Here is a 25,509-nt window from a genome sequence, read left to right as displayed (position 1 = left end):
AAAAGCAGAAGTTGCAAATAAAACTGAAAAGCTGCAAATAAAAAGCAAGAGTTGCAACTAAATCTGAAAAGCTGCAAATAAAAAGCAGAAGTTGCAAATAAATCTGGAAAGTTGCAAATAAAAAGCAGAAGTTGCAAATAAATCTGAAAAGATGCAAATAAAAAGCAAGAGCTGCAACTAAATCTGAAAACCTGCAAATAAAAAGCTAGAGCTGCAACTAAATCTGGAAATCTGCAAATAAGAAGCAAGAGTTGCAAACAAATCTGAAAAGCTGCAAATAAAAAGCAAGAGTTGCAACTAAATCTGAAAAACTGCAAATAAAAAGCAAGAGTTGCAAATAAATAATAATAACAAAGGAAGGCACCTATTTAGGCCCTTCCTTTATAGCTATTCAGCAAAAATCTTAAGTTATAAGTTTTATTTTTATTTCCCCCGTAAGACTCAACCTCTAATTTCCTCAAAATTCGTGATGCCGTGTAAATGGAGTCTAATAATAAGAACCACCTTGCCTGCCTATTATTGATGATGTATCCAAACATAAAAACAAAATCAATCAAAGCAGGAATGTGAGCATTTTTATCTTTATAGCCGCATTTACTACACTTCCAAGCACCATGAGTCCATTTCATTACCAGCGGTTTACATTTAGGACAAAACACACCTCTTCTAATATTGCGAAGTACCTCTCCAGTTGGTTGTAAAAAAGTAAGAGGGCGCTCTCGATGCATACTCACCAACTTTTTGCCTAATTGTAATAATTGATTCCGCTCTAACCTAGGATCTGAGAATTCCCGTGTTAATTCCTCCAATCGAAAAGGAAGTTGTTGAACAGGAATCATATCTGGATGTTCAAATGTAATATTTGCTTGATCATGAGTGAAAATAACTAACGTATAGATGGGAATGAATTCAAAACCGAGGTCTTCTAAAACTTTTCTAAGCTGTTCTTTTTGTAATTTTGCTTGGGAAAGAGGGTGTTGGTACACTTTCTGCTCTGATTCTTTCGACTGAATCAGCTGATGTGCTTCGTTAATAAAAAGTTTCCCTTTTAAGTGTTTAATTTCTGTAATTAAGAAAAAGGCAGGGAATAAAAATAAGCTATCGATTTGGAAGTGGTAGTTATTTCTTTCTAGTCTTAGTCCATATAAATCATAATGGGATGTGGTAGTAATGAGGTCTATGAAGTAAGGTAAACTTTTCTCTCCAAGGTATCCGGCGAGTTCTCTGCCAAATGATTCGGAGATATTTGGAGGGACGTCGAGGTAACGTTCTTGCATCACTTCCAACTGCAACAATTGATCTATTTTTTGTGGAGGTCTTAAGAGCAATATATCATCTCCTTTCCGCTACATTATAACAAACAAGCCTCCTATGGTATACTAATTTAGAAAAAGGAGTGTGCAATATATGGAAACAAAAAATCAACAATTTTTCCGAGCATTTAATGAAGCCTTTGTAAAAGGAAACAGTGAAAAAATACTAGAAAGTGTAACAGATGATATCATTTGGCGCATGGTCGGAAATGATACGATAAAGGGTATCGAAAACTTAGAACAGGCACTACAAGGAATGGATAACGGCAACCAGTTCGAACTAGAAATCGAACATCTAATTACGCATGGAAGAGAAGGAGTAGTTAATGGTATTATACATTCGACAGATAGAAGTGGAGAACAGCGTCATTACAGTTTCTGCGATATTTATAAGCTGAACAAGCATAAAGATGGCAAAATCAAAGAAATCATCAGTTACGTGTTGGAGATCTAGCCGTGCGACAATTATGGACGTTTGGAATTGAGCAGGCAAAATCATGCGTTTTTGCCGTTGTTATTTTCTCCACATTAGCGATTACTCAGATGGTAGACATATCTTTTATTCATCGCTATGATCTTATTCTGATCATTTGTCTGATTACCCAAGTGCTCATGCTCGTCACGAAGCTGGAAACATGGGATGAACTGAAAGTTATTTGTGTCTTTCACCTTATTGGCCTTGCACTGGAAATATATAAAGTACATATGGGGTCTTGGAGCTATCCGGAAGAGGCCCTAACCAAAATATTTGGAGTACCACTATATAGCGGTTTTATGTATGCAAGTGTTGCCAGTTACTTATGTCAGGCCTGGCGTCGACTCGATGTTCAGTTAGAAAAATGGCCGCCGACCTGGACGGTTGCTATCTTAAGTGCTGCAATCTATTTTAACTTTTTTACCCATCACTATATTTATGATTTTCGCTGGGTGCTAAAGGTTGCAACGATTCTATTATTCTTGCAAACGATTGTTTATTATCAGGTCAATGATCGTACATATAAGATGCCACTGGTTTTATCCTTTGTACTAATCGGCTTTTTTATTTGGATTGCGGAGAATATTGCTACCTTTTTTGGGGCGTGGCAATATCCCGGACAATCTCAAGCATGGCAAATCGTTCATTTAGGTAAAATTAGCTCCTGGCTCCTATTAGTGATTGTTAGTTTCCTAATAGTTGCAATGTTAAAACATTTAAAGGAGAGGAGAGAAGCCTATTAATAGTTTTTGCCAAGAGCACATACAGAACACATAGAATGATTCTGTATGTGCCTTCCTGTTATTTTTTCTGATCCGTAATATTCCGATTGTACACTTCTTCGATATAAGCCAGATAACCCTTCAAATCATGCTTTTTATCTTCTCCTTCTAATTGAATGGCAAAGGATGCTAAAATAAGGATACTACCACACATAAATAACCAGATAAAAATACCAAATACTATTTCCATCATTCACCCTCCTTTAATCTTAGCTTAGATGGTGAAACGCGTTTCAGAGCAAGAATTTTTTTAGAAAAAAGGTGAAAATCTTGGCAAATATTCGTGATATCGCAAAAATGGCCGGCGTGTCAGTGACAACTGTGTCTCGAGTAATTAATGATCATCCATATGTTAGTGAAGAGAAGCGGAAAGCAGTTATCGATGTGATGAGGAAAGTAGACTATCAGGTAAATCGAAATGCGGTAAGTCTTAGCCAAGGAAAATCTCATCTAATCGGTGTTGTTGTTCCTTTTGTAAAGCATCCATACTTTGGGCTGCTTATCGAGGGAATTGCAAAGCAAGCGGTAGAAAATCATTATCATTTTGTTCTTATTCAAACCAATTACGAAAAAGATAGAGAACAAGAAGCGTTAGATATGTTAAAACATAAACAAATTGATGGACTGATTATTTGTTCCCATATCATCGAATTAGCAACCATCGAAGCTTATCAGCAATACGGAAAAATAGTTGTCAGTGAAAATGCAGCAGGGAATAAAAGCATAGATTCCGTTTTCGTTGACCATTACCAAAGTTTTATGGATGCATTAGCTTATCTAAAACATAAGGGATATAAAAGAATCGGTTACTGTATAGGGCGAGAATCAGGCTCAAATAGTTACTTTCGCCAACTGGCTTATAAGGAGTTTTTGAAACAATATCCACAAAAGGAATTCGTTTTTACTGAAAACTATTATTTTGAAGATGGTCAGAAAGTAATCGATGAAATCTCAGAATTAGCAGAAAAACCAGATGCACTATTGGTAACGAGTGATGTAGTGGCAGCAGGCATCCTGACCGCTTGTAAGAATGTACATATAAACGTACCTAAGGACATGGCAATCATTGGTTTTGATAATCAGCCAATAGCAAAAATGATGGATATTACTACGTTTGAAATTCCAATTGCAACAATGGGGGAGCGGCTGTTTCAACATGTTTTAGGAAAAGCGATTAATCGCCATGAAGAACTTCATGTCAATCTTATAGAAAGAGGGACAGTATAGTTTTAATCATATGAAAAAGCCAACGCATCATGAGCGTTGGCTTTTAGTGTTTACTATTATTCTTCTACAACAAATTCAAATCCACCGGAGAATTTAACTTCTTTACCGATTAATACCCCGCCAGTTTCAAGTGGAGCATTCCAAGTTAAACCATAATCTTCACGGTTGATTTTTCCTGATACATCTGCACCGGCAATCGTATTACCTTGCATTGGATCTTTTGCTTTTCCATTGTATTCAGCTGTGAAAGTTTCTTCATTTGTAACACCTTTAATAGTTAAATCGCCAGTGATTTTAAATTCAGAATCACTTACTTTTTCGATATTTTTACTAACAAAAGTAATGTTTGGATATGTTTCTACATCAAAGAAGTCACCTGATTTTAAGTGTCCGTTACGGTCCTCGTTGTTAGTTTCGATAGACGCTACATCAATTGTCGCTTTAACACTAGCATTTTCAAGGTCATCGAAGCTTCCGTTAAAATCTACATCAAATTCTTGGAATTCACCTTTTGCTTTCGACACCATCATATGTTTTACTTCAAAATTCAATGCACTGTGCACTTTGTCTAAATTTACATTTGCCATTTCTGAAATTCCTCCCAAAAAAATATTAACTTACTTTATGTAACTAAGTATACAAACAATAATTAGTTACGTCAAGTAAATTAATTATTTTATTTATGTAAAAAAATTTGCTATACTATAATTAAAGAGGTGAGAACTATGGCAGACAAAACGATTTGTCCGAAGTTTGAATCGGCATTAAATATATTAAATAAGCGCTGGACTGGATTGATCATTTTTCAATTATTAGAAGGCGCACAACGTTTTTCTACCATTGAAGCAACAATTGGTATTAGTGGACGTGTATTATCCGAACGGTTAAAAGATTTAGAAAAACAAGGCATCGTGAAACGCCATGTCTATGATGAAACACCGGTCAGAATCGAATATGCCTTAACTGAAAAAGGAAAGGCTTTAGAACCAGTATTAGAAAGCATTCAAAAATGGGCAGACGGCTGGATGGAAAAAGAAAAACAATCATTTGTATAACTCTTACCCGGAATAAATGGAAGTCAAACTGTGGAGTAGATGCTTCGCAGTTTTTTTGTGTACAATATAGGGAAGGAGTGATGAATATGAAAGTGATTTTAGATTGTGATCCAGGGCATGATGATGCGATTGCTATTATTCTAGCAGCTTCTAAAGTTAGTCCATTAGATATCGTCGGCATTACAACGGTCTCGGGAAATGTAGAAGTAGAAAAGAATACCTTAAATGCATTAAAGGTTTGTGATATTATCGGTTTAGACGATGTTCCGGTAGTACAAGGTGCAAAAAGACCGATGGTAAGAGAACCAGAAATAGCAGAGCATATTCATGGAGAGACCGGTTTAGACGGTCCTAATCTGCCGAAGACTCCAAAAAGAACGGCGATTAGTCAACATGCGGTTGATTATATAATTGAGCAATTACACCAATCAGAAGAGCCAATTACATTAGTTCCGACAGGTCCATTAACCAATATTGCCCTAGCTCTAGTCAAAGATCCTTCTATCAGGACGAAGATAAAGGAAATTGTCTTAATGGGTGGGGGTACCTTTGGTAATTGGACACCTGCAGCAGAATTTAATATTTATGTGGATGCAGAAGCAGCAAAAGTCGTGTTTGATAGTGGACTTCCGATTCGAATGTTTGGGTTGGATGTAACACATCAAGCCTTGGCTACCCAAGAAACAGTAGAACAGTTAAAAGAAATGGCCAATCCAGTAAGTGAATTTGTGGCAGAGTTATTAGTCTTTTTTATGCAAGCATACAAAGACTATTTTGCCTTTCCAGGTGGCCCGATTCATGATGCATGTACGATTGCACATCTCATTGATCCTTCTATTTTTGAATTTGAACATGTTCATGTTGCGATAGAAACAAAAGGGGAGCACTCATACGGGATGACTGTTGTCGATCGTTTAGCTGTAACAGGTCAGGAGCCGAATGCTTATTTTGCTACTGGACTTGATCAGGAAAGATTTTGGAGCTTATTTAAAAAAGCATTAGAATCATACTCCGTGTGAGAGGAGATGTAAGGAATGAATCAACCTAAAATCACGGTGATTGGCAGTATTAATATGGATTTAGTTACCGAAACAGATATAATGCCAGTCCAAGGTGAAACAGTAAGAGGCGCCAATTTCCAAACGGTACCTGGTGGAAAAGGTGCCAATCAAGCAGTAGCTGCTGCTCGTTTGGGAGCGGAAGTAACGATGGTTGGCCGTGTTGGTGACGATCAATTTGGTGATGTCTTAATGGATCATTTACGGAAAGAAAACATACAAGTAGACCACGTTGATCATGTAAGGGATACACCAACAGGTCTTGCTAATATCATCTTATCTGAACAGGATAATCGAATCATTATCATTGCTGGAGCAAATGGCAAAGTGACAAAGGATTATATCGAACAAATCAAAGCTGCGATTTTGGAGAGTGACTATGTCTTGCTTCAATTTGAGATTCCGAAAGATACGATTGTATACAGTATGGCATTATGCCATAAACATGGGATTCCTATGATTGTTAATCCTGCACCAGCTATGGAATTGGATCAAGCAATATGGGAACAAGTTACATATATTACGCCGAATGAAACTGAACGGCAACAACTATTCGGAAATCAGCCCAACGAGAAATTAATTATTACAAAAGGTAAACAAGGTGTATCTTTTGTCGAAGCTGGCAAAGAGCAAGAAGTAGCAGGTCATCCAGTAGATGTTATAGATACAACAGGTGCTGGCGATACCTTTAATGGAGCATTAGCAGTGGCTTTAGCAGAAGGTCAAGCTTTAACGCAAGCTGTCACGTTTGCAAATGCAGCAGCAGCGTTATCCGTCGGTAAGATAGGAGCCCAAGGCGGTATGCCGACAAGAGACCAAGTAGAACAATTTTTAAGAAAAGGTTGATAGTTATGACGACAAAAATATTGAACAATGATTGGGCAGAATTATTAGAAGCTGAATTTCAAAAGGATTATTATGTACAATTACGAGAGTTTTTGAAACAGGAGTATCAGAACTACACGATTTATCCCAATATGTATGATATTTATAATGCATTACATTACACACCTTTTGATCATGTAAAAGTGGTGATTCTAGGTCAGGACCCTTATCATGGGCCTAATCAGGCGCATGGCTTAAGTTTTTCGGTTAAGCCAGAGGTTGATATTCCACCTTCACTAAAAAACATATATAAGGAATTACATGCAGATATTGGTTGCCCCATTCCGAATCATGGTTACCTCGTAAAATGGGCAGAACAAGGAGTGTTGCTACTTAACAACGTATTGACAGTACGGCAGGGACAAGCACATTCTCATCGTGGTAAGGGATGGGAGCAATTCACTGACCAAGTCATCATGACATTAAATCAAAAAGAAACACCTGTTGTATATATCCTTTGGGGAGCAGCAGCACAGAAAAAACAAGCCCTGATTGATTTATCCAAACATTATGTAATCAAATCACCACATCCAAGCCCATTATCAGCTCATCGAGGATTTTTCGGCAGCAAACCATTTTCTAAAGCTAATCAGATTCTTGAAGGAAATGGACAAGAAGCAATAGATTGGGAGATTGAATAATTGAGATAAATAGGAATGGTTCATTTGTTCCTTGGATAGATGCAAGGAGATATCCAAGGAACGAAATTAGAAAGGTTTATTTATTCTGTAACATTTCCTTCAGCTCTCGTATTTCTTTCCGCAGTTCTTTAATTTCACTTGTATCCTCTTTGATCTCATCTGTATCTTCTTCAATATCGTCAGTGATTTTTTGTGCATTATTGACGATTTCCCCAACGATTAAATTAATCATGATAAACGTTGCGATCACAATAAAGGATATGAAGTACAGCCATGACCATGGTTCTTCTGTAAATATTGGACGGAAAATACCACTTGCCCAGGATTCCAAAGTGAAAATCTGGAACAATGTAACAAAGCTTAAAAAGATATCACCAAAATATTCAGGTGCAATATCGCCATAAAAAGATGTTCCTAGAATGGCATATACATAGAATATTATCAGCATAATTAACAATACACTGCTGATGGTGGGAATCGCCATAAATAATGCTGAGACAATTCTTCGTAATGTAGGAATAACGGTAATTGTACGAAAAACTCTTAAAACACGGAAGATACGTAACACACTAACGAACGGGGTGCTGTATAGAATCACGCTTCCAAGTACAATAACTAAGTCAAAAATATTCCAAGGATTAGAGAAAAATCCTTTTTTCAATACAATAATTTTGAATATAACCTCTAAAGTGAAAATGGCGAGAATAATTATATCAATTACAACAAAGTAAGTATGATAGTTTTCATAAATATTTGGGAAAGTTTCAAGACCAATTAAGATCGCATTAAATATAATTAGTCCTATAATAAAGCGATTAAAGCGTATATCCATGACAAATTTTCTTAATGAATTCATCCGATTTCTCCTTTTCTATATAACAAATCACATTATATCTCTCCAGATTATTTTAAAATGAAATGAGGATAAACACAAACTTGATACTATAAATAAAAAAAGGAGTCGATATAATGAAAAGACATGAAGCATTACATCCGTTATCCCATCATCATCACCACACGCTAGTAATGGCACAACAGTTAAAAAACGCAGATGAAAAAGCGAGTATTCAGCAGATGACAAGAGATGTTATTGAGTTTTGGAAAAACGATGGAGAAGATCATTTTCGTGACGAAGAAGAAGTGTTATTACCATTGTTTGCTCAATATCAAGAGATAGATATCCCTGAAATTCGTGAAATGCTGATTCAACATGTGCAGATTAGAAGTTATGTTCAACAAATCAGGGGGATGCGACGTAAAGATCGTCAAATCTTCCGTAACTTAGGGGAGTTGTTACAGAAGCATGTTCGGTTAGAAGAACGAATCATTTTCCCGATGATAGAGCAAGCTATTCCTGAGAATTATTTGTATCAGGCGAACGGCAGGTTTCATCGTGACTCATATAGTGGGTTTTAAAAAGACCATTAAATTTACAAAAAAAAGATGATTATTCCAGTAGAATATGATAAACTATCGTCTAGTTTCAATACATTGAAGGAGAACTAGCAAAATGGCACTTTTAGATAAAATAAGAGGGATAACTAAAGAATGGTCAGCTATCCACCATATTGTGATTTATTATTTACTGGCAGTAGTTATATCTACGATTATTGTTAGTTTGCCTGTTTTTCATCGTACTGGTGTAGATCTGTCATTTATTGATGCTATGTTTACTGCAGTTACCTCAATAAGTGTGACGGGATTAACAGTGGTTTCCATTTCTGATACATTCAATCCGGCTGGGCAAATTGCAATCGCAGTTATCTTGCATCTTGGCGGAATCGGCATTATGACAATGGGTACTTTTATCTGGGTGGTACTAGGTAAAAAAATTGGTATTCGTAGCCGTAAAATGATAATGGTCGATCAAAACAGTAAAACATTAGCTGGTTTAGTTCGACTCATGTTAGAAATCTTTAAGTTAATCTTAATCATAGAATTCATTGGTGCTGTTGTACTATCTATTCATTTTCTTAATTATTATGATACGATGCAGGAAGCACTATTACAGGGTGTTTTCGGAGCGGTTAGTGCAACAACAAATGGCGGTTTAGATATTACGGGGGCTTCTCTTGTTCCATTTGCCGATGATTATTTTGTGCAATTTATAAATATGATATTAATTATTTTAGGAGCAATTGGATTTCCTGTCTTAGTTGAACTTCAAGAAGTTTTAAGAGGACGTGTATATGGTGTAAATGACCGTCATAAGTTTTCATTATTTACTAAAATAACAACAGTAACCTTCTTTTGGCTAGTTTTAATTGGAACGCTACTAATCTTTTTACTGGAGAAAAATGCTTTTTTCGCTGATAAAAGCTGGCATGAAACTTTTTTCTACAGTTTATTTCAGTCTGTTACCAGTAGAAGTGGCGGATTATCAACAATGGATGTCTCTGAATTTTCGGTAGCTACTTTGTTTCTAATTAGTGCTCTAATGTTTATCGGTGCTTCTCCTAGCAGTGTTGGCGGAGGGATTCGAACGACAACATTTGCGATTATGCTTTTGACGATTTGGAATTATGCTAAAGGGAATTCAAGTGTGAAAGTATTCGGACGTGAGATACATCAAGAAGATATGTTGCGATCTTTTATCGTCATTACCACTGCTTTAATGCTTTGTGTCGGATCGATTATTGTTTTAAATACAACAGAACCGTTCAGCTTAATGGAAATAATCTTTGAAGTAACATCTGCTTTTGGTACTACCGGTTTATCAATGGGTATTACCCCTGAATTATCTACTTTTGGTAAATGTTTAATCATGTGTCTCATGTTTATTGGTCGGATCGGACTTTTTACCTTCCTATTTATCATCCGTGGTGATGATACCAAAGATCGTTTCCATTACCCAACAGAACGAGTTATTATTGGATAACCTCAAGGCCTTTGCTTGGGGTTATTTTTTTGTCAGAAAGTTTTAAAATTGGGTGCCTGTCTACGTAAGCGCCCAGAAACTAAACGGGGCGTTATGTGCTTTTCTATTTTTGACAAACCTGATCTAGGGTGGACATCTATTCCGCTATTCATCGAAAATAACGCATTATATGTCCGCTCAACAAATGTTGACGTTCCATTTTGTGGTGTGTTCGAGTCTTCACAGTTTTTGAAATCTACCCATGCCGGAGAAATCCAAGATTTTCTTCATTCACCTAGATTAATCAGTAGGAAAAGGGGGTTATAATATAGTATAGTTATAGGTAGTAATAGTTTCGGGAAAGAGTAGTGAGAATGGAGGCGGATAAGATGGATTACGGAAACGAAGTAGGACAAATTCTAGAAAATATTGAAAAAGTCATGATTGGAAAGGAACGTGAGGTAACACTTAGTCTTGTTGCTCTGTTAGCTGATGGGCATGTATTATTGGAAGACGTACCAGGTGTAGGAAAAACAATGATGGTGCGAGCATTGTCAAAATCATTAAATTGTGATTTTAAAAGAATCCAATTCACACCTGATCTATTACCTTCTGATGTAACAGGTGTTTCGATATATAATCCAAAAGAAATGGTATTTGAATTTCGAAGTGGACCTATTTTTGGTGATATTGTACTAGCCGATGAGATTAATAGAACCTCACCAAAAACCCAATCCGCTTTACTGGAAGCGATGGAGGAAATGAATGTAACAGTAGATGGCATGACAAAATCACTGCAAAAGCCTTTTTTCGTAATGGCAACCCAAAACCCAGTAGACTATGAAGGAACATATCCACTACCTGAAGCACAACTTGACCGTTTCCTCATGAAATTAAGTATGGGATATCCTAATGAAGCAGATGAATTAGAAATGTTAAATCGAACTGATCGTGAGCATCCAATTGATGAGATAGAAGCAGTTATCAATAAAGAACAATTACTAAATATGCAAAAAGAAGTAGACAGTCTCTATGTTGATAACACGGTGAAACGTTATATTGTTCAACTGGTATCCGAAACGAGAAAAAGTCCTTACGTTCAACTAGGGGTTAGTCCACGGGGCTCGATTTCATTGATGAAAGCAGCAAAAGCATATGCTTATATTCAAAAACGCGACTATGTGATACCAGACGACATCGTTTATTTAGCTCCTTATGTTCTATCACATCGGATCATATTACGTCCGGAAGCAAGATATGAAGGTGTTACCCAATCTTCTCTTATTACACAAATACTAGAAGAAATCGATGTACCTGTACGGAAGGAATTGCATGGATGAAACGAATCATTAGAAAAATTGTAAGAGAACTGCAACTACTTCTTTTACTAGGGGTTTTGTTTGTATTTGCAATGTTTCAAGGAGGATTTGTCAGCTGGTTTTTATTCTACAGTATGTTGCCTATTATTCTCTATATGCTGTTTATCCCATTCTATCCTATTCACAATTGGAAGATCGATAGAACGTTATCCGACCGGTATTTGGAAACAGGTAGTGAGATAGAGGTAACGATTACGATCAAACGAAAATCACGCTTTCCTATTTTCTATTTAGTTTTAGAAGAGATGTTTCCAGAAACACTTCAGTTTCAAGATATCGGCAAGAAAAAATATCAATATCTTTCTGATCAACCATCCTATAATAGAAATCGTTATGTAAAAAAAGTCATATATCCTGGTTTTCAGAAAGAATTTACTATTTCGTATCGGATAGAACAACTACCACGAGGAAAACATCAGTTGTCCGCTATCAATCTGAAAATGGGTGATCCATTCGGTTTTGTTGAATGTAATCATCCATTTTATGTCACGAAAGAGTTTTTTGTTTATCCTGCTATTCAAGATTTGAAGTGGAAACAGCAATCTATGAGTTTAGAAGAAGGCTCCAATTCTTCACATGTCCATGACGAAAAGCTGACAAATGTTGTATCAGGTGTTCGAGAATATATTCCCGGGGATCGCTTTTCATGGATTGATTGGAAAACGACTGCTCGGAAAAATACTGTGATGACAAAAGAGTTTGAACAGGAAAAGGATTCCAGTATCGTCGTTATTTTAGATGTGGGTGGCCTACAACAATCGCAACGATTAGTGTTTGAAGCAGTAGTGGAATGGACAGCATCTGTTTTACAGTCGTTGCGTAAGAAAGATCAAAACATCTCGTTTTATACGTTCGGCAAAACGGAGAGATTTTTCTCCAATCAACAATTACAGTTCCAATTTCCAGCAGTGCAAAACTACCTCGCAACTGTAACACCAGAACAGGTATCATTAGCAGAACGAATGACAACTCCAATGAAGGAGCTTTCAAGAGGAAGTGTCATTTTGTTTGTTATTCATCATTTGGATGAATTATTAGTAGAGAGATTATCCAACTGGAAGAAACAAGATTATACTATAGTAGTTTGCTATGTTATTCCAGAAAAACAATTGAACGATAAAGAAGAGCAATATATTCGGGCACTACGCTTGAAAAATATAAGTGTACAAGCTGTAACAGAAAGGCAACTAAAGCAAGAACAGTGGGAGGTGCAGGCATCTCGATGAAAAACAATATCTCTTTAGAATCTGTATCTTCTTTTATTCTATTATTAGCAGGTTTTCTATTATTCTGGGAATGGCTCCGCCCGTTAGAACAAATAACAGATACAGGTAATGTGCATTTGTTTGTCATTTATACGGCTATTTGCTTTGTTACTTCTTTTTTAACAAGGAATGGCTGGGCGAAGTTTGTAATCAAATCTGTTTCCCTACTGTTTATACTAGATTATTTATTTCTTGATGTTACCTTGTTATCTCGTGAATGGATACAGACTTTAACGTTGGAATTAAGGTATAATCTTGCAGCGGTTTGGAAAAATGATTGGGTATTAATGACATCCTTTTTCAGAAGCTTTTTATTCTTGCTATTGTTATGGTTGATGAGTTATCTATTACACTATTGGTTTATGGTTGCTAATAAATTCTTCCTATTTGTTGTTTTAACGTTCGTTTATTTAGCAGTATTAGATACGTATACGATATACGATGGTCAAGCAGCCATGGTCAGAACTTTTGTCGTATCCTTTCTGGTTCTCGGTCTTAGCAGATATGTGAAATTGATGAATAATGTGGATACCATTCATCGCAAGAAACATGTTTGGAGTTGGATGACACCGGTGCTTGTTATTGTTCTATTTGCTACCATACTTGGTATCTATTCACCGAAGTTGAACCCGCAATGGCCAGATCCTGTTCCTTTTATTCAAAGTACAGCAGGACATGTTGGTTTTAGTGATGGTCCGGTACAAAAAGTCGGTTATGGGGAAGACGATTCACAGTTGGGAGGGTCTTTTGTACAGGATGATTCTCCTGTGTTTGAGGCAATTGCCCATGATGATATTTATTGGAGAATAGAATCGAAGGACTTGTATACTGGAAAGGGCTGGGAACGTTCAACAGAATTAGACTTTCAAGAATTAACCAATGGTAATCTAGGTTGGAGTACTTTTTCACAACAGGTGGAAACAACTTCATACAATGCGGAGGTACGACCAGTAAATCAAAATCAATTGCCAAAAGTTGTATATCCGTATGGTATTAATCATATTGCGTCATTAGACCAAGGACAGTTCTTTACGGATAGTGAATTCGGTCTGATAGAATCTGAATCATCAGAACAGAATCAAAATTTGTCTTATACAATTGAATATGATGCTCCTTCCTATGAGATAAATGAATTGAGAGATAGTTCAGGTGATGATCCTGCAGATATAAAAGAACAGTATTTGCAATTACCAGACAGTCTACCAGAACGCGTAAGTGAATTAGCACTTGAAGTGACAGACGGAGAAGACACTAGGTACGATAAAGCACAGGCGATAGAAAGTTACTTCTCTACTAATGGGTACGTGTATCAGATCGAAGATGTATCTGTCCCAGAAGAAGGCGAGGATTATGTTGATCAATTTTTATTCGAGACCAAAGTAGGTTATTGTGATAATTTTTCAACTTCTATGGTCGTGATGCTTCGTGCTTTGGATATCCCAGCACGGTGGGTGAAAGGATTCACTGGAGGCGTGGAAGCGGCAGATCAGCCTCCACTTCCAGACGACTATTCTTTATATGAAGTGACGAATAATAACGCGCACTCATGGGTAGAGGTATATTTTCCTGAAACTGGCTGGGTACCTTTTGAACCAACAAGTGGTTTTACGAATCCAACTGACTTTTATCTAGAAACGAGCGGAGATGTGAATACAGAGGATTATATGATCGATGAAGAGGAAACGGAAGAAGAAACTGAGCAAGAATCAAGTGAAGTAGAACAGGAAAATGAACAACTAAATCCAGCTGAAGATGAAAGTGAAGTTGGTGGTGCCGATAATGAGGAGAAAGGAAATGGTGGGAACTATTATTGGATAGGTGCTGTACTGCTTATCTTAGCGATTCTTGCTACCATCATTTATCGTAAACGTACGGAACTAAGAGATTGGTATTTGTTAAAGAAATGGGATCGATTAAAACAAAGGTTAGAGATAGAAGCATCTTATGTCTACCTACTGGAAATACTAGAAAAAAGAGGCATGCCTAGAACGAAAGGGCAAACTTTACGACAGTATGCCAAAGAAGTAGACAGACGTTTAGGAACTTCAGAAATGTATGATATCACACTAGCATATGAAGAATACTTGTATCGTGATCAAACATCATTAGCAAAGGATAACAAGCGATTACATGGTTTATTCCAACAAATGATTGATCAAATATTAGCTTGACCAGTCTCGTATCGATTGATAGAATAGATAAAAATTAAAGCGAATATTCGATGCAGTCTTCCCTGCATCATCATATCACCTTCATATATGTTTGAGAATAAGGCTCAAACGTTTCTACTAGAACACCGTAAATGTTCGGACTATGAAGGCGGGGGTCTTGCCGGGATTTCTGCCTTTCTGTTTATTATGAAGAAAGGCAGATTTTTTATGATAAAGATGATTTCGCAATAAACGATGGGGATTTCGCAATAAAGGTAGCGAGTTTCGCAATAAACGATGGGGATTTCGCAATAAAGGTAGCGAGTTTCGCAATAAACGATGGGGATTTCGCAATAAAGGTAGCGAGTTTCGCAATAAACGATGGGGATTTCGCAATAAAGGTAGCGAGTTTCGCAATAAACGATGGGGATTTCGCAATAAAGGTAGCGAGTTTCGCAATAAACGATGGGGATTTCGCAATAAAGGTAGCGAGTTTCGCAATAAACGATGGGGATTTCGCAATAAAGGTAGCGAGTTTCGCAATAAACGATGGGGATTTCGCAATAAAGGTAGCGAGTTTCGCAATAAACGATGGGGATTTCGCAATAAAGGTAGCGAGTTTCGCAATAAACGATGGGGATTTCGCAATAAAGGTAGCGAGTTTCGCAATAAACGATGGGGATTTCGCAATAAAGGTAGCGAGTTTCGCAATAAACGATGGAGATTTCGCAATAAAGGTAGCGAATTTCGCAATAAATGATGGAGATTTCGCAATAAAGGTAGCGAGTTTCGCAATTAAACGATGGGGATTTCGCAATAAAGGTAGCGAGTTTCGCAATAAACGATGGAGATTTCGCAATAAAGGTAGCGAGTTTCGCAATAAACGATGGAGATTCCGCAATAAAGGTAGTGAGTTTCGTAATAAACAATGGAGATTTTACAACAAATAATGAGTAACTATCATCATGCATGTATGATATAGAATGTAATAAAACTGAAGGAGTGGACAACTTGGAAGTAAACAATGAAATGATATTAGTATTAGATTTTGGTAGTCAATACAATCAATTAATTACACGACGTATCCGTGAATTTGGGGTATATAGTGAACTGCATTCTCATCGTTTAACAATCGATGAAATAAAAGAAATGAATCCAAAAGGAATTATTCTATCAGGTGGTCCTCACAGCGTGTACGGTGAAAACAGCTTCCGTTGTGATGAGCGTATTTTTGATTTAGGAATACCGGTTTTAGGTATTTGCTACGGCATGCAGTTGATGACCCATCATTTCGGCGGTGTAGTAGAACGTGCTAATGAGCGCGAATATGGTAAAGCAGATATTCATGTCAAAGAGGGAGCATTACTTTTTGAAGGAACTCCGGAAGAACAAGTAGTTTGGATGAGCCATAGTGACAAGATTATCGAGCCTCCAAAAGACTTTGATATTGAAGCAACAAGCTCTTCCACCCCAGTTGCAGCAATGAGTAATAAAGATAAGCAGCTATTTGGTGTACAATTCCATCCAGAAGTACGTAACACGGAATATGGCAATGACTTATTAAAATCATTTGTTTTCCAAGCTTGTAACTGTGCAGGCGATTGGACCATGGCAAACTTCATTGATATGGAAGTAGATAAAATCAGAGAGCAAGTCGGTGACCGTAATGTACTATGTGCATTAAGTGGTGGTGTTGACTCTTCAGTTGTTGCTGCACTTATTCATAAAGCGATCGGTGATCAGTTAACATGTATTTTTGTTGATCACGGCTTATTACGTAAAGATGAAGGTGAGACAGTAATGCGTACCTTCCGTGATCAGTTTAATATGAATATTATCAAAATCGATGCCCAGGAACGTTTCCTTTCCAAGTTAGAAGGTGTGTCCGACCCTGAACAGAAGCGTAAAATTATTGGTAATGAATTTATTTATGTTTTTGATGATGAAGCAGCAAAGCTAGAAAACATGGATTTCTTAGCTCAAGGAACGCTTTATACGGATATTGTTGAAAGTGGTACGGAAACAGCCCAAACGATTAAATCTCACCACAATGTTGGTGGGCTACCAGAAGATATGGAGTTTAAATTGATAGAACCGTTGAACACATTGTTTAAAGACGAAGTACGTGCTTTAGGGACAGAACTTGGAGTGCCTGATGAGATCGTATGGCGTCAACCATTCCCGGGACCTGGCCTTGGTATTCGTGTACTAGGTGAAATAACGCCAGAGAAAGTAGAAATTGTCCGTGAATCAGATGCGATCTTGCGTGAGGAAATTAAAAAAGCTGGATTAGATCGTGACATCTGGCAGTACTTCACGGTCTTACCAGACATTCGCAGTGTAGGTGTCATGGGAGATGCGCGTACGTATGATTATGCGATCGGTATCCGTGCCGTAACGTCGATTGATGGAATGACATCTGATTGGGCCCGAATTCCGTGGGATATCTTGGAGAAGATATCCGTACGGTTAGTTAATGAAGTGGATCATATTAATCGTGTGCTGTATGATGTGACGAGTAAGCCGCCTGCTACGATAGAGTGGGAATAATTCACTAGAGGCATTCGAAGTGAAACCGTTGATTTGACTGCATTTCAATGGTACGTAAAATGGATGAAATGATTAAAAATGAATAGGTTCTCCGCCAAGATTCCGCCAGAGGAAATGGAGAAAAATGAGAGATATTGTGTAAAAACAATATCTCTTTTTTATTCTGAATTTAGTTTTAAGCCGTTATTTATTAGTGTTTGTCGCACATGTGTGATTAGAAAGTGATGAGAGTAAAATTAAATAAATAAATCTATTTATAAATGTCCCTTGAGGCTTCTCTCCGTCAAAATGGTACTTTTACAGTTGTGACTGACTCTAGGAATGGCAGAAGATGAAATATAAAACTATCCATGCTGATTTATAGAGAACGATATAAAATATAAAAAGCGGCTCGGTAAGAAATCTATCAACTCCATACATGTGGGGTGTGTATCGTTGCTACAAAGAGAAACTATATAGAAATCCTTAGTTTTAAACACTTTAACAAGCATTTCGTGTTTGTAAGAGAAGGTGAAAAAACGAGAAATAAAGTACTGAAAAATCACATTACCATTTCGGTGGTAATTGATCTGGGGTGTGGGAATACAAGAGGTAAATTATAAAATTCAATATTGGTGATATTAATTTTAACGGCGACAATAAGATAAGAAAATTTATTATCGCCGTTTTTCTATTTAATAATAATGGATGATTTATCGATTTTGAAATCAGTGTAAACAAATTGAAGATTGTAGTAATAACCAATGTATTCAGATAAAATATCAAAGTGATCCAGTCATAATAAGTTTAAATAATCCTTCATAAGGCAAAATTATTTGGATCATTGCTACTATTTCACTCTACTCTCACTGTAACCAAATAGAGAACAATATCATTGATTTAAAAGGGATTTCAGGAAGTGTTAGTGCTTAGAATATGATATGAAAAATTCTTAAAAATATAATTTTTAATGCAAATCACAGTTTGGAGTTATCACTATAAATAATTGATATCTTCAACAAAAGGGTAATGCACCCAAACAGACTAACTTCATCTCCTTATTAGAACCAATTTAGTATTTTTGATCCATAGAAATCGTGTATGTGAAAGTTGAATGGATAAAGTTAAGTGAAGGACTTTTATGAATAATTAATTGGAGAAGGTAAAATGAAACATATAGTCACGTTTGTGTAAGCAAAAGTACGTTGGTTATTAATAACCATAAAAGCTGTATATTTGAAGATGAATAAGAGCGCTCTGAAGCGGATTTCGAAATTTTTTATAAGCGAATCGTATCGTTGGAACAACAATATTCAGTGACAGATTTTAAACGAAGTTGTAATTGATAATGCATTTAGTCCGGATTAGGTGCGGTATCACTATTGTATAATTTTACTTTATTATATGTTAAAACTCTTTTGTAAAAGAGAATATTTGAAAAGTTCCCTCGTGTTTTTTGCTATACTATAATTAGTTTTACCAAGATGGAGTAACAGAAGGAAAGAATTCAAGAAATGAATATATGTTATAAATAGAGAAAAAAGGAGTTTTTTATGTTCAATTTAAGAGAAAATATTATATTAAACATGATTACTGAAAATACCTCTATAAATATTGAAGAGAGTAATTATGATGAAATAATAAAAACCATTCAAAAAGTGATTATTGGACAATTACGTGATTTAAATGACAATGAAGAACTTATGAAAGAGTTTGGTCCATTTTTTGATATTAATTCTTTGAACTATACTTCTTCTAAAATTATAGGAACAATAATTGAGGTTAACGGCTTTGATATTATCCCATTTGATTTCAGTTCATTTAGTAATAGAGATTTTAGAGACTTTCTAGATTTTATTGGTAATGAAATAGACATAGAGATTGAAAGGTATACTATCAATCATACAGCGGAAGAATTGTTGATAGAAGTTCTTAAGTTTGCAAGTGTTCTAAGTAGGTTGACATTCTTAGTATACGCAGAGGATAGCGAAGGTATAAACTTGAATGAAAGTTTCGAAAACACTGTGTTTTGGTTGCGGATGATAGATAGGAGTAATATTGATGATATTAGGGGGATTATGGGAGAAATAAAAGGGTCGTTAGAATGTGCTGTGGATTCAATTTTGTTAAGTAAAGTGAAGTTTAGCGATGAAGCGACAAAGAAGCCAGTCGACTTTTTTAAAATCCTAACACTATTTCATGCGAAAAACATACTCTATCAGATAGGTGAAGCTATTCCAATATTAGGAAGTGATCGTAAGGATTTTAAATTAGACAAAGAAAAGGGTATTATGCTACCGGAAAAAATATTAGAGGCATTCTCTTTATACAGTAATAAAACAAAAGGTGAAAAGGTACGAGTGGAAAACGACTTCACTAAAAAACTATTTGATATTTTTAAAGAATCTCTAGGTTTTCAGCCAAAAGATATAATTAAATATGTTACTACAAATGAAGGAGAACGAGCATTTAGAATACTTGATAATTATGTAAGTATAGCTGATAAAGAATTATTATCTATTGATATAATGCTAAACCAAGAACTTACATCCCAGGGTGTGAGTAACTTAATGAATGTTTTTACACTAAACAAAGAGGAATTTTATAAACAAAATGATGCTGATAAAGATAAAAAGACGAAACATAATATGGGGAGTGCAAATAGTCGACTTTTTAGAACGCCAATAATTAGATTGGAAACAAAAATTCTTGTTCCGACTTATACATGGCTAGAATCTCTGAATTACCTATCCCTTAGAATATTGAATAGAGATATATACTCAGATATGGTTACTAATACATGGAATGAGTTAATTAAGAAATCTTATGATGAGTATGATCTTCCAGAATTGGAACTATTCCTTCATGAAAAGAATATCAATGCACAGATAAATATAGATTTAGCACAAATTCCAGAAATAAAAAAAGATATAAAATCTATAAAAAAAATGCCTCATGAAATAGACTTACTATATTTTGAGAAAAATTCACTTGTTATTATGGATTTAAAAAATTATGGTATTCAGCATAATTTTATGGATGTTAGAAAAGTTGTAGATAAAATTAATCAACAAAAAACAAAAATGAATAAGCTAAGGCAGTTTGTATTAGACAGAAAAAATGTTTTTGAGCAGATTTTGGAATCGGAATTTAATGAAGTCAATGTGGGAATTTTAACTGTCAATCCTACCGTATATCCATATATTCAAAAAGGTGATAGTCTTGTAAAAGTTCTTTCTGTTCAGAGTTTTAAAGAGGTATTTGAGTAATTGAAGTAATCTTCCTTATAGAAAAAAGAGAGAACTTTTTCGAATTCTTCTTTTGTCCAAAAATCTATCTTTGTCTTTGTTTTCTTCACATTTCCCACAATTTTGGAAAGATTACTCTCAACTAATCCTAAAACAACAGAACGATCCATTGCGAGAGAAAACAACCCTTGTACAATTCTAATATAGGAAGGTGCATATCCTTTTTTGGATAAAAATAATTGCCACTTTTGCACATGAAGTGGGGTGATTTCTGTTATCAAAAAATCATAAAAATAAGAATAAGATAAAAACCACATTTAAAAGGATTTTTATCCAATATAGATGGATAACCTTTTTCGGAAAGGTTTCAAAACTCAAATATTTTTTGACTGTCAGTATATTGTATGAAGATTACCTCCTAATAGCCGTCATCTGTGAAAAGAGTATTCAATTAACGCATGAAAAGGATACTGCCGGATAACGGTTTTTTTAATTACTATCTGCCAGTAACTTTTCTATGATTGACGTTTGCCAGGACTAATTGGATAGGTTTTACTGTCTTTCAGAAAAACCTATTCAACACTCTTCAATGATTCAATCATATCGATTTTCATTATTTTTCTTCTGAGCAATAAATTCGATATGAATGTTAATACAAATGTAAGTAAGATTGCCAAACCTATTGAAACAAAACTAAGAGTATCAGGAATTTGTTGATTGGAACTGGATAATGCTTGAACAACCACTCTATACACATAACCGCTGATTGGTAGAGCAATAATAACTGCAATTGAAGTCAATATGATATTTTCAACAAAAATAATACGATTGATATTATTCTTTTGATAACCTAGTACTTTTAAGGTTGCTAATTCACGTGTACGCTCATAAATATTAATCGAGGAAATGGTAAATATTGCACCAAAGGATAATAAAATTGCACAAAGGATGAATATAATAAAAACTGGATTATTCTGCTCAATAATATTGTCCACTGATTTTTCAATATCACTCTTATCAGAAATCCTATCAACAGAAGAATCCTGTTCAAAATGATGTTGAACACTGTCTATATTTGCATTATTGTTCAAGTGAACCAACAAGGAAGATGGATTGTAATCAACACCAAGACTTTTGATGTACTCAGGAGTACTATAAAAAGACGGATTCGTATATTGAGTTGATATTTTAGCTACGTTAATATTGATATGCTGTCCTTGCTGCTCAGAACCAAGTAATTTAACTTTTATTGTATCTCCTTCTGATATATCATATATATCAGCATATGACTTTGGTACTAGCACACCCGTGTCATCTAATACAATATTGTTAATCCGATTATCAAAGAAGTGAATTAAATTATTCTCTTTTTCCGTAATAACCATGGAGGCATTATTTTCATCAGTAAAATCTACAAGCTCGATAGGGATCGTTTCAATTTCAAAATATTTATCAACATCAGGTGGCAAATTTACAGTCTCAAGTAATATTCCATCTTTATAATCCACTTTAAAATCATATTTATAAACTTTATTAATTTGGGAAGCAATAGTTTTCATGGAGCTTTCAAAGCCAAAAGCAGTGATTAAGAGAATTACACAAACAATTACTCCAACAGAGCTTGCTAAAGCCTTCTTTTTGTTTAGAAAAATGTTTCGCAGAATCAATTTATTTCCATAGGATAACTTTTTCCAAAATCCAGGGATTCTTTCCACTAAAATTTTTGTCGTTTTTTTTGGTGGTTTCGGTCTTAATGCCTGTGCTGCTCGTTCCTTTAAAATACTTCTTCCACTTAGAAAGCAGGCAATTACTCCGAAAAATATAGAAACAATAATTGGTGGAAATATAGTATAGAACGAAACTGACAAGCTAAGATTCGGTAAAGAATAGGTTTGTTCGATTACTGAGTTAAGTACATTAACAAGGGTTACGGCAGTAATTAACCAACCTAAAATAGAACCAGCAATTCCTATCAAAACAGGATATCCCATATAATGCAGTAAAATCTTACTGTCTTTAACACCCAATGCTTTCATAATACCAATTTGATTTCTTTGAGAGTCGATAAGTCTTGACATGGTTAGAAAAATGATAACGGCAGCAACCATAAACAGTATGAGAGGAGCCACAGTACTCATTAATTTGTTATTACTAATGGTTACGTTTATTGCAGAATAGCTAACTGCTCTTTCTTTATTTATCAAGTAAAGGTAAGGAAGTTCTTGTGAATATTCTTCAATGGCATTACTGATATGATTCATCTCATATCCCTCTTGTACATCTACAATTAATTCATTGTAATAAAATCCGCCTGCCATTTCTTCTATTCGATCTTCATGGATATAGGCCACACCATACGTATTGTGGTTTGGAAGAACAAGGGATGGGTCCTCAATATTAAATGCATGCTCCACGTTTTCTCCCAATCCGCTAATAATAAAATCAAAACTTCCATCATCTGTATGAATCGTGATCTTGTCACCAATTGCATAATCATGAGCTTCCCCATAACGGGAATCTAATAAGATCTCTTCTTCACTGGATGGAGTGCTGCCACTCGTTACAGCTATGGTGTTGATCTGGTTATTCTGCGGGATGCTATGTATTTTCAAGGATGTATGATAATCATCAAAAATTTGACTTGCCTCAAACGTATATCTGCCTTCAATATTATTAATCCCCTCAATATCCTGTATCGGAGATATTTCACTTTCCGTAATTTCACTGTAATAGACATTGAAATCTGCTAAATTATGTTCTTCAAAATAATTATCGGTATATTCGCTAAGATCACTGCTTATTGTAACTAATCCAGCATAAAAAAAAGCACCTACCGCAATAACCAACACTATTGATAAAAATTGCCCCTTGGACTTTCTTATATCTCTTCGTAATTTTAAATTTAACTTTCTCATTACCACTCAATCTCCTCTATACTCTGAGTTACATCATTAGTTTTCACTTCCTCTATTTTTCCGCTTTTCACTTTTATAACTCGATCAGCAATAGGAGCAATAGCAGCATTATGTGTAATTAAGACAATGCATTTTTGGATTTCTTTATTTAAATCCTGCAAAAGTTTTAAAACCGATTTACCTGTTTTGTAGTCCAGTGCACCAGTTGGTTCATCACAAAGCAACAGTAAAGGGTTTTTTGTAACAGCTCTGGCTATAGCAACTCTTTGTTGTTCGCCTCCAGAAAGTTGTGATGGAAAGTTATCCTTACGTTCATCAAGTCCAACTTCACCTAATATTTCATTTGCATTCAGATGATTTTTGCACACTTCAGAAGCAAACTCTACATTTTCAAGTGCAGTCAGGTTGGGAATCAAATTGTAAAATTGAAACACAAAACCTACATCTTCGGCACGGAATACCGTTAATTTTTTTTCGTCATATTGAGTAATTACATTTCCATTGACAAACACTTCACCTGACGTAACTGTGTCCATTCCACCTAGAATGTTTAAAATAGTACTTTTGCCAGCACCACTTGCTCCCAAAATAACAACCAACTCGCCCTCATAGATTGAAAAATCCACCCCATCTAAGGCTTTAATAGTCATGTCACCCATTTTGTATTCTTTCGTTACATTTTCAAATTCTATTAATTTCTTTTTCATCATAACCCACTCCTAAAAAATGAAGATGTTAGTAAAATTTTACTAACATCTTCATTCTAAACCTGTGGGTTACCCCCAGCTCAAGTCTTTTTTATTGTTTTATGGGAGCATACATTTCTAAAAACACACGTTCAAGTCCATTTTCATATGTAGTCAATAGTATGTTTATATAAGCTATTCCTATTAATTTATAACCTTTTTCTTGTGCTTCTTTTAAAAGACTTTGTCCCACTTCATGATCAATATTTTTTTCACCATTAACAAATCTACCATCTTCTATTACCGTATAAATACACTTTGAATGGGAAAGTACTTCTCCTTTTAGACTATTGTCGGTATCTTCTATTTCTCTTACAACGATGAATCTCTCCTTTTTTATCCCTTCTTCATCAAAATGTATTACACGTCTAGCACTTGTTAAAGTAACTGCTTTCTTTAAACTCTCGGTACTATTTCTTATAATTTCATATTCATCGTAAGCAGCATATTCAGTTAATTCACCTTTTACTTCTATTGGTTCCATCTCTTTAACCGTAAATTCACCTAAGTGTTCTTTAATTTTACAATAATCTTCCTTCACAGAATTTATCTTCTTTAAGAGACGTTTTTTATATGCAAGTTCCTCAAGTATTTTCGCTTCTTGCTCCACTAATAAAAATTCTAAATCATCTACGCCTTTACATTGCCTTATCTCTTGAATTTTCTTGATCTCTATATCTAACTCTCTATAAAAATTCGTCGTGATGACATCATGGATATCATAGGCATTATATTTTCTATAACCATTTTCATTATCATACTTAGGTTTGACCAATTCTTTTTCTTCGTAATACTTTAATGTTTCTCTTGAGACTCCTAAAAAATTACCTACTTGACCGATAGTATACATAATACTCCCCCCCATATTAATTGAGATGTAAGCACTTATTTAATATCCCTAATTTAATAAAATAATACTGCACTAGAAGAAGCTTAACTCTATGCTACCTTCATATTTAGAATATAATAAAAAATTTGTTTACA

General features: G+C 35.3%; 22 protein-coding genes, 1 pseudogene and 1 riboswitch. Of the genes and pseudogenes, 14 read left to right on the top strand and 9 right to left on the bottom strand.

Features of this window, described 5'->3' with window-relative positions:
* Positions 1-368 precede the first annotated feature (368 nt).
* Positions 369-1,328, bottom strand: a complete 960-nt coding sequence (locus GHT08_RS12800) for an NERD domain-containing protein (RefSeq protein ID WP_163581784.1) — start codon at positions 1,326-1,328, stop codon at positions 369-371.
* A gap of 79 nt (positions 1,329-1,407) precedes the next feature.
* Here GHT08_RS12800 and GHT08_RS12795 point away from each other — a divergent pair, with 79 nt between their 5' ends.
* Both GHT08_RS12795 and GHT08_RS12790 read left to right on the top strand, forming a co-directional pair.
* The gene (locus GHT08_RS12795; protein ID WP_163581783.1) at positions 1,408-1,767 is read left to right on the top strand and encodes a nuclear transport factor 2 family protein; all 360 of its coding nucleotides are present in this window, start codon (positions 1,408-1,410) and stop codon (positions 1,765-1,767) included.
* 2 nt (positions 1,768-1,769) lie between these two features.
* Entirely contained in the window at positions 1,770-2,531 is a 762-nt protein-coding gene (locus GHT08_RS12790) for a DUF817 domain-containing protein (RefSeq protein WP_163581782.1), read from the top strand.
* Positions 2,532-2,589: 58 nt separating this feature from the next.
* On the opposite strand, the gene GHT08_RS12785 is transcribed toward GHT08_RS12790, so the two are convergent.
* A complete protein-coding gene (locus tag GHT08_RS12785; protein WP_163581781.1) occupies positions 2,590-2,760 on the bottom strand; it encodes a hypothetical protein in 171 nt (56 codons plus the stop codon).
* A gap of 80 nt (positions 2,761-2,840) precedes the next feature.
* Here GHT08_RS12785 and GHT08_RS12780 point away from each other — a divergent pair, with 80 nt between their 5' ends.
* The gene (locus tag GHT08_RS12780; RefSeq protein WP_163581780.1) at positions 2,841-3,797 is read left to right on the top strand and encodes a LacI family DNA-binding transcriptional regulator; all 957 of its coding nucleotides are present in this window, start codon (positions 2,841-2,843) and stop codon (positions 3,795-3,797) included.
* Between the two features lie 56 nt (positions 3,798-3,853).
* On the opposite strand, the gene GHT08_RS12775 is transcribed toward GHT08_RS12780, so the two are convergent.
* Positions 3,854-4,384: a YceI family protein gene (locus GHT08_RS12775; RefSeq protein ID WP_163581779.1), complete on the bottom strand. Its 531-nt coding sequence runs from the start codon at positions 4,382-4,384 to the stop codon at positions 3,854-3,856.
* Between the two features lie 138 nt (positions 4,385-4,522).
* On the opposite strand from GHT08_RS12775, the gene GHT08_RS12770 reads away from it, so the two are divergent.
* The 4 genes from GHT08_RS12770 (at position 4,523) to GHT08_RS12755 (ending at position 7,436) form a co-directional block, all read left to right on the top strand.
* On the top strand, positions 4,523-4,852 hold the full coding sequence (locus GHT08_RS12770; RefSeq protein WP_153834741.1) for a winged helix-turn-helix transcriptional regulator: 330 nt from the start codon (positions 4,523-4,525) through the stop codon (positions 4,850-4,852).
* 86 nt (positions 4,853-4,938) lie between these two features.
* Positions 4,939-5,871 carry a nucleoside hydrolase gene (locus GHT08_RS12765; RefSeq protein WP_193568297.1) on the top strand — a complete coding sequence of 311 codons (933 nt, stop codon included), beginning with the start codon at positions 4,939-4,941 and terminating at the stop codon, positions 5,869-5,871.
* A gap of 15 nt (positions 5,872-5,886) precedes the next feature.
* Entirely contained in the window at positions 5,887-6,756 is an 870-nt protein-coding gene (gene rbsK, locus GHT08_RS12760) for a ribokinase (RefSeq protein ID WP_163581777.1), read from the top strand.
* Between the two features lie 5 nt (positions 6,757-6,761).
* Positions 6,762-7,436, top strand: a complete 675-nt coding sequence (locus GHT08_RS12755) for a uracil-DNA glycosylase (protein WP_163581776.1) — start codon at positions 6,762-6,764, stop codon at positions 7,434-7,436.
* Between the two features lie 76 nt (positions 7,437-7,512).
* Here the strand turns inward: GHT08_RS12755 and GHT08_RS12750 are convergent, their stop codons facing one another.
* Positions 7,513-8,292, bottom strand: coding sequence for an ion transporter (locus GHT08_RS12750; RefSeq protein ID WP_163581775.1), 780 nt, complete (start codon positions 8,290-8,292; stop codon positions 7,513-7,515).
* A gap of 113 nt (positions 8,293-8,405) precedes the next feature.
* Here GHT08_RS12750 and GHT08_RS12745 point away from each other — a divergent pair, with 113 nt between their 5' ends.
* The 5 genes from GHT08_RS12745 (at position 8,406) to GHT08_RS12725 (ending at position 15,108) form a co-directional block, all read left to right on the top strand.
* Positions 8,406-8,852 carry a hemerythrin domain-containing protein gene (locus GHT08_RS12745; RefSeq protein WP_163581774.1) on the top strand — a complete coding sequence of 149 codons (447 nt, stop codon included), beginning with the start codon at positions 8,406-8,408 and terminating at the stop codon, positions 8,850-8,852.
* Between the two features lie 94 nt (positions 8,853-8,946).
* Entirely contained in the window at positions 8,947-10,314 is a 1,368-nt protein-coding gene (locus tag GHT08_RS12740; RefSeq protein WP_163581773.1) for a TrkH family potassium uptake protein, read from the top strand.
* Positions 10,315-10,682: 368 nt separating this feature from the next.
* A complete protein-coding gene (locus tag GHT08_RS12735) occupies positions 10,683-11,633 on the top strand; it encodes an AAA family ATPase (RefSeq protein WP_193568296.1) in 951 nt (316 codons plus the stop codon).
* Positions 11,630-12,898 (top strand): DUF58 domain-containing protein, encoded by a 1,269-nt coding sequence (locus GHT08_RS12730; RefSeq protein WP_163581771.1) that lies wholly within the window; start codon positions 11,630-11,632, stop codon positions 12,896-12,898. The genes GHT08_RS12735 and GHT08_RS12730 overlap by 4 nt, the downstream gene beginning before the upstream one ends.
* On the top strand, positions 12,895-15,108 hold the full coding sequence (locus tag GHT08_RS12725) for a transglutaminase TgpA family protein (protein ID WP_163581770.1): 2,214 nt from the start codon (positions 12,895-12,897) through the stop codon (positions 15,106-15,108). The genes GHT08_RS12730 and GHT08_RS12725 overlap by 4 nt, the downstream gene beginning before the upstream one ends.
* 61 nt (positions 15,109-15,169) lie before the next feature.
* Positions 15,170-15,271: riboswitch (purine riboswitch) on the top strand.
* A gap of 42 nt (positions 15,272-15,313) precedes the next feature.
* Here GHT08_RS12725 and GHT08_RS12720 read toward each other — a convergent pair.
* A complete protein-coding gene (locus GHT08_RS12720; protein WP_163581769.1) occupies positions 15,314-15,967 on the bottom strand; it encodes a ribosomal eL19 family protein in 654 nt (217 codons plus the stop codon).
* A gap of 149 nt (positions 15,968-16,116) precedes the next feature.
* Between GHT08_RS12720 and guaA the strand changes: the two genes are divergently transcribed.
* Both guaA and GHT08_RS12710 read left to right on the top strand, forming a co-directional pair.
* A complete protein-coding gene (gene guaA, locus GHT08_RS12715; RefSeq protein ID WP_272953896.1) occupies positions 16,117-17,637 on the top strand; it encodes a glutamine-hydrolyzing GMP synthase in 1,521 nt (506 codons plus the stop codon).
* Positions 17,638-19,169: 1,532 nt separating this feature from the next.
* Positions 19,170-20,885 carry a hypothetical protein gene (locus GHT08_RS12710; protein ID WP_163581767.1) on the top strand — a complete coding sequence of 572 codons (1,716 nt, stop codon included), beginning with the start codon at positions 19,170-19,172 and terminating at the stop codon, positions 20,883-20,885.
* Here GHT08_RS12710 and GHT08_RS22210 read toward each other — a convergent pair.
* The 4 genes and pseudogenes from GHT08_RS22210 to GHT08_RS12690 form a co-directional block, all read right to left on the bottom strand.
* Positions 20,882-21,166: pseudogene (locus GHT08_RS22210) on the bottom strand (site-specific integrase); the annotation flags it as partial. The gene GHT08_RS12710 and the pseudogene GHT08_RS22210 sit on opposite strands and share 4 nt — an antisense overlap.
* Before the next feature lie 270 nt (positions 21,167-21,436).
* On the bottom strand, positions 21,437-23,779 hold the full coding sequence (locus GHT08_RS12700; RefSeq protein ID WP_163581766.1) for an ABC transporter permease: 2,343 nt from the start codon (positions 23,777-23,779) through the stop codon (positions 21,437-21,439).
* The gene (locus GHT08_RS12695) at positions 23,779-24,486 is read right to left on the bottom strand and encodes an ABC transporter ATP-binding protein (protein ID WP_163581765.1); all 708 of its coding nucleotides are present in this window, start codon (positions 24,484-24,486) and stop codon (positions 23,779-23,781) included. Before GHT08_RS12695 ends, GHT08_RS12700 begins: the two co-directional genes overlap by 1 nt.
* 91 nt (positions 24,487-24,577) lie before the next feature.
* Positions 24,578-25,375 carry a MerR family transcriptional regulator gene (locus tag GHT08_RS12690; RefSeq protein WP_163581764.1) on the bottom strand — a complete coding sequence of 266 codons (798 nt, stop codon included), beginning with the start codon at positions 25,373-25,375 and terminating at the stop codon, positions 24,578-24,580.
* Positions 25,376-25,509: the final 134 nt, after the last annotated feature.

The sequence above is a fragment of the Gracilibacillus saliphilus genome, from assembly GCF_010994085.1.
Taxonomy (GTDB): domain Bacteria; phylum Bacillota; class Bacilli; order Bacillales; family Amphibacillaceae; genus Gracilibacillus; species Gracilibacillus lacisalsi.
This window is presented reverse-complemented; position numbering and strand designations above follow the sequence as displayed.

Excerpts from the sequence above, each read along its gene's own strand:
- GHT08_RS12795 (WP_163581783.1), top strand. The coding sequence starts at position 1,408 with ATGGAAACAAAAAATCAACAATTTTTCCGAGCATTTAATGAAGCCTTT.
- GHT08_RS12785 (WP_163581781.1), bottom strand. The coding sequence starts at position 2,760 with ATGGAAATAGTATTTGGTATTTTTATCTGGTTATTTATGTGTGGTAGT.
- GHT08_RS12775 (WP_163581779.1), bottom strand. The coding sequence starts at position 4,384 with ATGGCAAATGTAAATTTAGACAAAGTGCACAGTGCATTGAATTTTGAA.
- GHT08_RS12770 (WP_153834741.1), top strand. The coding sequence starts at position 4,523 with ATGGCAGACAAAACGATTTGTCCGAAGTTTGAATCGGCATTAAATATA.
- GHT08_RS12765 (WP_193568297.1), top strand. The coding sequence starts at position 4,939 with ATGAAAGTGATTTTAGATTGTGATCCAGGGCATGATGATGCGATTGCT.
- rbsK (WP_163581777.1), top strand. The coding sequence starts at position 5,887 with ATGAATCAACCTAAAATCACGGTGATTGGCAGTATTAATATGGATTTA.
- GHT08_RS12755 (WP_163581776.1), top strand. The coding sequence starts at position 6,762 with ATGACGACAAAAATATTGAACAATGATTGGGCAGAATTATTAGAAGCT.
- GHT08_RS12750 (WP_163581775.1), bottom strand. The coding sequence starts at position 8,292 with ATGAATTCATTAAGAAAATTTGTCATGGATATACGCTTTAATCGCTTT.
- GHT08_RS12745 (WP_163581774.1), top strand. The coding sequence starts at position 8,406 with ATGAAAAGACATGAAGCATTACATCCGTTATCCCATCATCATCACCAC.
- GHT08_RS12740 (WP_163581773.1), top strand. The coding sequence starts at position 8,947 with ATGGCACTTTTAGATAAAATAAGAGGGATAACTAAAGAATGGTCAGCT.
- GHT08_RS12735 (WP_193568296.1), top strand. The coding sequence starts at position 10,683 with ATGGATTACGGAAACGAAGTAGGACAAATTCTAGAAAATATTGAAAAA.
- GHT08_RS12730 (WP_163581771.1), top strand. The coding sequence starts at position 11,630 with ATGAAACGAATCATTAGAAAAATTGTAAGAGAACTGCAACTACTTCTT.
- GHT08_RS12725 (WP_163581770.1), top strand. The coding sequence starts at position 12,895 with ATGAAAAACAATATCTCTTTAGAATCTGTATCTTCTTTTATTCTATTA.
- guaA (WP_272953896.1), top strand. The coding sequence starts at position 16,117 with ATGATATTAGTATTAGATTTTGGTAGTCAATACAATCAATTAATTACA.
- GHT08_RS12710 (WP_163581767.1), top strand. The coding sequence starts at position 19,170 with ATGTTCAATTTAAGAGAAAATATTATATTAAACATGATTACTGAAAAT.
- GHT08_RS12700 (WP_163581766.1), bottom strand. The coding sequence starts at position 23,779 with ATGAGAAAGTTAAATTTAAAATTACGAAGAGATATAAGAAAGTCCAAG.
- GHT08_RS12695 (WP_163581765.1), bottom strand. The coding sequence starts at position 24,486 with ATGAAAAAGAAATTAATAGAATTTGAAAATGTAACGAAAGAATACAAA.
- GHT08_RS12690 (WP_163581764.1), bottom strand. The coding sequence starts at position 25,375 with ATGTATACTATCGGTCAAGTAGGTAATTTTTTAGGAGTCTCAAGAGAA.